At 45.3% G+C, this 6,683-nt stretch carries 4 protein-coding genes; 1 reads left to right on the top strand and 3 read right to left on the bottom strand.

Translation table 11 applies throughout. From position 1 onward, the window contains the following. Positions 1 to 331: 331 nt before the first annotated feature. A complete protein-coding gene (locus tag CXF82_RS07425; protein ID WP_257982747.1) occupies positions 332 to 2,509 on the top strand; it encodes an OmcA/MtrC family decaheme c-type cytochrome in 2,178 nt (725 codons plus the stop codon). 170 nt (positions 2,510 to 2,679) lie between these two features. Here CXF82_RS07425 and CXF82_RS07420 read toward each other — a convergent pair whose 3' ends face one another. From CXF82_RS07420 to dnaB, 3 genes are all read right to left on the bottom strand, one after another. Beyond that, on the bottom strand, positions 2,680 to 3,957 hold the full coding sequence (locus tag CXF82_RS07420) for a BamA/TamA family outer membrane protein (protein WP_232775161.1): 1,278 nt from the start codon (positions 3,955 to 3,957) through the stop codon (positions 2,680 to 2,682). A 69-nt stretch (positions 3,958 to 4,026) separates the two neighbouring features. After that, on the bottom strand, positions 4,027 to 5,103 hold the full coding sequence (alr, locus tag CXF82_RS07415; protein WP_101092580.1) for an alanine racemase: 1,077 nt from the start codon (positions 5,101 to 5,103) through the stop codon (positions 4,027 to 4,029). Between the two features lie 93 nt (positions 5,104 to 5,196). Then, positions 5,197 to 6,603 (bottom strand): replicative DNA helicase, encoded by a 1,407-nt coding sequence (gene dnaB, locus CXF82_RS07410; protein WP_101092581.1) that lies wholly within the window; start codon positions 6,601 to 6,603, stop codon positions 5,197 to 5,199. Between the last annotated feature and the right edge of the window lie 80 nt (positions 6,604 to 6,683).

The raw sequence follows: 6,683 nt of genomic DNA, 5'->3' as shown, positions 1-6,683 counted from the left end.
CTCAAAGTTTGCGACCTTTACTTCGTTACACCTCAATTCTGTGACTTACATACCCAAATCAATGAAAGCGACAGTTTCAGATTTGCAAGATGCGAATTTCACATTTCCATCTAACGCATATCGGAGTTACACACCGAAAAACACCCCACTAAAAAGACAATAAACTAATAATCCAATAACAGGCCAAACTAAAAAACCAATAAACACCGCCTAAAGCAGTTATATCGACTGTAAAACGTCATTCCGTATCAGTGACCGACCTCATATCCACAACCACCCAAAATCTTTAACATTTTAACAACCAAAAGTGGTTACTTTTAAGGAACGTATGATGATAACAACAAAAAAAGCATCGTTAGCACTGTTGATTAGCTCCGCATTTCTAATCTCAGGCTGTTCAGATGGTGAAGATGGTAATAATGGTGAAGATGGACAGCCAGGAGGACCGGGTGCTCCCGGGACCTCTGGATTACATATCGATATGGCTGCAGAGGCAATTGCTGAAATCAGTAATGCTAAATATGCTGACGGTATCATTACCCTTGATTTCGATCTTGAAAATAAAGAAGGCATTGGACTTTATGGTCTAAGCGCAAAAAATGAGTTTCATGATTTCCGCTTCTCATTAGCCCAGCTAAAAACGAATGAAGGATCAGATCTAAAGCAGTGGATCTCACTATTAAATGAGACTACAAACGATACAGGCACTACCTTTGAGCAAGGTTTTGAGCAAATAAAAAACTGCGAGGAGTGTTTAGTCGATCATAAAGATGGCGCCTATACCTATACGTTTAACACTAATCTCACCACCGCCGTCGATCCAGCAGGAGTCGTTTTCGACCCTCAATTGACGCAGCGTATTGCTATCGAGATGCAGTTTGAGTATGCCTCTGGTCACGAGCTGGCAGAGAACGCGCATTATGACTGGATCCCAGCGACTAATGCGACCGAGGGTGTAGAGACTCGCGAGTTAGTAACACTTGAAACGTGTTACACCTGTCACCAACCAGACAGCTTAAAGGCTCACGGTGGTCGTAGACTTGATCTAGAAAACTGCCAGTCATGCCACAATGGCATCGTCTCTGATCCAAATGATGTTTCTGTTGAATTAGGCCATATGCTGCATGCTATCCATATGGGACCTGAGCGTGAAGGTAAAGATGCCGAAGGTAATGTTGTTCCCATGCCTTACACCATCGCTGGCTATGGTGGCGATCATGCATTCGATTATCCTGCTTTCCCAACTAAACCCTTTATGGACTGTGCAGTTTGCCATGTCCAAGATGAAGAACTAGCAGACAAAGATCTGTGGCTTACCAATGCGAATGCAAACGCATGTACGGGTTGCCATACTGATTCACCGGCACAGCATAAGTCAGATAAGAACCCTGAATTGGTTTGTACCGATTGTCATAGTGTCGAAGTGCATGCACAAGCTGCTAAGCCTTACCAAGCGGCTAAAGATTACAGTGTTGAAGTGATGAATGTGACTATCGATGCTGCTAATCTGATTAAGTTTGACATGAAAGTGATGGATGCGAATGGTGAGTTAGCCTCTAAAGATGAAGTCTATAAGCAAGGTTATAGTAAGCCATACATGGTCGTGAGCTGGGATGTAGAAAAAGATTACCCTGATTACAATCAAGCACCCTATAGCCAACGTCGCATCGATATTAAAGATGAGACTAAAGCGATTTGGAATGCTGATAACACAGTGAGTGTAGCTGTGACCATTAACTTCCCAACTGACATCGCTTCACGTTCATTAGAAGTACTCCCCGTACTTAAAGTGTGCTTTGAAGAAGGTACAACTACTCGTACAGCTTGTACTGCTGATAACGCCTACCCAGCTTATGTTCAAACCCCTGCTTATCGCACTGTGCTAGCCAATGCTGAAGCCGTTGTCGGCGAACGTCGTTCGATTGTCGATACAGCCTCTTGTCATGGTTGTCATAGCTATGAGTTCTACCATGATTCAAATGGTGTGAACTGTATCGCTTGTCATACTAACGATAAGAGCCTTAAAGGTAATGGCAAAGCCAGCAATGGTGCTGACTTACTTAAATCAACAAGCTTCATGTACAAAGCCCATAAAGCGCAAGGTCATGATAATGGTCACGGTGGTAGCGGCACAATCCTTAAGACTGATTGTACAACGTGTCACTCGGCTGTAGAAGGTTATGGTGGTCTTAAGTATGGTTTTGAGTTAGGCCGTAATGCAGGTCAAGCTCATGCGATTCCTAGCACTCAAAGCCCGGCTGCTGATGAAGTTGTTAAAACTTGGTATGCCTCTCCTGATGCGGCAGCGTGTATGAGCTGTCACCAGAAGTACCTGTCTGACTCAGCAATGTCTCATATCAACAGCAATGGTGGTTATTTCGGTGCCAATAAAGATGCCGAGCATATTGTTGATGTCAATGATGCGGGTAACGCAAAAGATGCGAAAGAAGCCTGTGCGACTTGCCACAGCCCGGAAAAAGTAATGGAGCATCATGGATTTACTTTATAAGCAGTCCCAGTAACAACAGAGTCCTAACTTGTCCCTAGGTTTACTCTAACGATTTATCCCTGCAAAAGCCAAAGGCACCCTCGGGTGCCTTTTTTGTGTATTCAAGAGCAACTATCCTGAGAAATGACTTCGATAGAAAGCCATCAAATACCGCCATTAACACCTTTGATTTAGAAAGGCTGATTCACCATCACCCAGAATTGACGATCTTCACTGCCAAAAGCCAGCTCAGCTCTAACGACAACACTTTCGACTTCAAACCTTGCGCCAATACCCGCTGACCACTTTAAGTCATCGTGCAACGCTTCTGCATTAAACTCATCGGCAACCTGCCCTGCCTCGGCAAATGCAACCCATTGCCACCAAGGTACATTGTATAAGTTAAACACGGGCCACTCTTGTAACGGCTGCCATCTTGGCTGAATTCGGTACTCGGCGGAATAAAGTACCGCTGAGCGTCCGGTAAAACGCTTACTGGCATAGCCTCGTAAGCGGTCAAAACCACCTAAACTGATCCCAGCGAATGTCGGCGGGCGATGATAGTTATCGCCGCTTTGTGTATTCCAAGTTGGCGTGTCAGCTAAGTAGAAGTTAAACGCCATGATCTGCTTAGCAAACCAATCATTAGCCCCAATTGCAAAAAATGCACTTTGTTCAAACTCCCAGGTTGTCCAACTGCTGCGCTCTTCAGAGCCAAAGTCTCGACTGAACTTGAGGCTTGTTTGGCCACCTTGAGTGCTATTTTTACCATTGTCACGATTATCCCAATCGAGCTCTAATGCGACACCTTGGGATTTTTGTGGCAAATACTCATAGCCTTGCAGCTCGCGCGTTTGCACAAATGGACTGACTTTAATGCTCGTCACACCCGATGTTAACGGGTTCCACTTAATTGCTTCAGTAGATCTTGCAAGACTGCGGGCGGCACCATTAACGCCTCGGCCCCAAGGCAACACATATTGAGCATGAAATCGAGTGTATGACTCATCACCAAGGGTAACGACTTTATCAGCCTCTTGATTGAGCTGCGGCAATTCAGAGAGGTAATAGATCCCCTCTTTAAACTGGGCTTGATAGGTTTCTACCGAAAATAGCCAGCTATCGACTTGAGGGATTTGATAATTACGTGCACTTAAATAGGTCACCCAACTGTCGTTAGAACTGTATAAACCTATGCCCAATATAGAGGCTTGTACTTGACCAGCATGCTTCACTACCATGGCTCCGCCCAATGCGGTACTCAGTGACTCAGACGAGAACGCAAATGGCACGGCGACGAATTCGGCACTGGGGGGCGTTGCAACGGCTAAGTCAGCTTGCGGTTGTTCTGATGGTGTATCGGTAATATTAGCCGATTGAATTTGCGGCTTGGTTTCTATAATAGGATTGGCAAATGCCATTGGCTGCATCAACAACATTGCAGCGGGAATTAATGAATGTATTTTCAATTTAAGACATCTTCACACTGATGATGGGCATCCGGCCTCATCACAGCAGCACATAAATTTGTTACTTGCTCAATCTAGGCAAACAGCGACTCGAGGTGTAAGTTTGGTGACGAGCTCGTAGGCTATAGTTCCAATATGTTCAGCGACCTCTTCAACGGGCAGATCTTTCCCCCATAAGACAGCAAGATCGCCCACTTTATCTTTTGCATCGACACCAAGATCAACCGTTAGCATGTCCATCGACACTCTGCCCACAATCGGCACCACACGCCCATTCACCAACACTGGTGTGCCAAGCGGAGCATTACGCGGATAACCATCACCATAACCTATCGCGACAACACCCAATTTGGTGTCTGTTTCCGCAGTCCAAAAGCTACCATATCCTACTGGATCGCCCGCTTTATGGTCTCTAATTGCAATCAATTGCGATACTAAATCCATCGCGGGGATCAATCCGTGCTTTGTGCCTAAATCCCCTAAAACAGGTGACACACCATAAAGTGCAATCCCCGGTCTAATCCAGTCTGCTTGGCTTGGCTGCCAGAAAAGTGTGCCAGCAGAATTGGCTAAAGTGCGATCTCCAGGCAAATTTTGCGTTAACGCGTCAAACACTTTCTGTTGCGCTGCCGTACTCGGATTATTCGGCTCATCAGCGCAGGCAAAATGCGTCATTAAATGAATAGGCTTGGCAACATTATCATTGGCTAATAGCCTTTGATAAGTTGAATCAAACTGTTCAGGAGAAAAACCAAGACGATGCATTCCGCTATCGACTTTAAGCCAAACGGTCACCGGTTTTGCCAGAGCAGCGCTTTCTAACATCTCAAGCTGAGATTCATGATGCACCACAGTATCGATATTATGTTCCACTAGCGTTGTCAGATCGCCCACCCTAAAAAAGCCTTCGAGCAAGAGTAGTTTGGCTTTTACGCCACCGGCGCGTAGCGCTAACGCTTCTTCTAAGCGAGCTAAGCCAAAACCATCGGCATCATCTAAGCATTGGGCAACATTAAGTAAGCCATGACCATAGCCATTAGCTTTAACCACCGCCATGACTTTGCTTGACGGTGCTAACTCATGTAGCCGCGCTAAATTATGCTTGAGCGCTTTACGGCTGATTTCTGCTCGTGGGAATGGTTTCAAGAGTAACCTTGTTGTATCTAATCAAAAAATAAGAGCCTCAATGAGGCTCTATTGTAGTTAATTGTGTTGCATAAAAGCTTTTATAAACTCGATTTAATCTTCTTCAAACTGTGGGCCAGCATAATTATCAAAACGAGAGTATTGGCCTTGGAATGTTAACCGCACACGCCCAATTGGGCCGTTACGCTGCTTACCAATAATAATCTCTGCGGTGCCTTTATCTTCAGAATCATCGTTATACACTTCGTCACGGTAAATAAACATGATCAAATCCGCATCTTGCTCAATTGCACCAGATTCACGCAAATCTGAGTTAATTGGACGTTTATCAGCACGTTGCTCCAATGAACGGTTTAGCTGTGATAGTGCTACAACGGGGATTTCTAGCTCCTTCGCCAAAGCTTTTAGTGAGCGAGAAATCTCAGAAATTTCCAAAGTACGGTTATCTTTCAGTGCGGGAACCTGCATCAATTGGAGGTAATCGATCATGATCATCGATAGCCCGCCATATTCACGCGCAACACGTCTTGCTCGGCTTCGCACATCGGTAGGTGTTAAACCTGAACCATCATCGATATACATCTTACCTTGCTCAAGCATGATGCCCATAGTGGACGATACACGTGCCCAATCATCATCATCTAACTGGCCGGTACGAATTTTGGTCTGATCGACTCGTCCAAGTGATGCCAACATACGCATCATGATCTGTTCTGACGGCATCTCCAAGCTGAAAATAAGCACGGGTTTATCTTCATTCAATGCCGCTTGCTCACACAAGTTCATCGCAAACGTGGTTTTACCCATTGAAGGACGCGCTGCGACAATAATTAAATCCCCCGACTGGAAGCCTGCTGTCATTTTGTCGAGTTCGCCGAAACCGCTCGACACCCCGGTGACACCGTTGGTCGGGTTATTGTATAGCTCTTCAATTTTATCGACGGTTTTTTCCAGAATGCTTTTTATGTCTTCAGGGCCTTCGTTAGCGTTAGCGCGCTGCTCAGCAATCTTAAATACTTTTGTCTCAGCTAAATCAAGTAGTTCACCCGAGTTACGCCCTTCAGGATTAAAACCGGCGTCAGCAATTTCATTGGCCACTTTAATCATGTCGCGAACGACGGCACGCTCACGCACAATGTCAGCGTAAGAGTGAATATTACCGGCACTCGGCGTGTTCTTGGCAATTTCACCTATATAAGCAAAGCCGCCGACATCTTCTAATTGATCGGTGAGCTCTAACTGCTCTGAAACCGTGATCAAATCGATAGGGTTACCGGCACTCACTAAAGATTCCATCGCCGTGAAAATCGTTGCATGAGCGCGAGAATAAAAATCTTCTTTAACGACGGCTTCAGCAACTCTGTCCCATGCATCAGAATCTAACATCAAGCCACCTAAAACAGATTGCTCTGCTTCAATTGAATGCGGTGGCATCTTTAGCGCATCCATCTGCAGATCTCTGGGCTTTGCTTTAGGTTTAAAGGGGCGTTGCTGTGACATTAAATCTCCAAAATTCCAACGATTAGGCAAAATGTGGTATAAAACGGGCTCAAGCAGAGCAGGCAATTAACAACATTCGA

Source organism: Shewanella sp. GutDb-MelDb, assembly GCF_002836075.1.
Lineage (GTDB): Bacteria > Pseudomonadota > Gammaproteobacteria > Enterobacterales > Shewanellaceae > Shewanella.
This window is presented reverse-complemented; position numbering and strand designations above follow the sequence as displayed.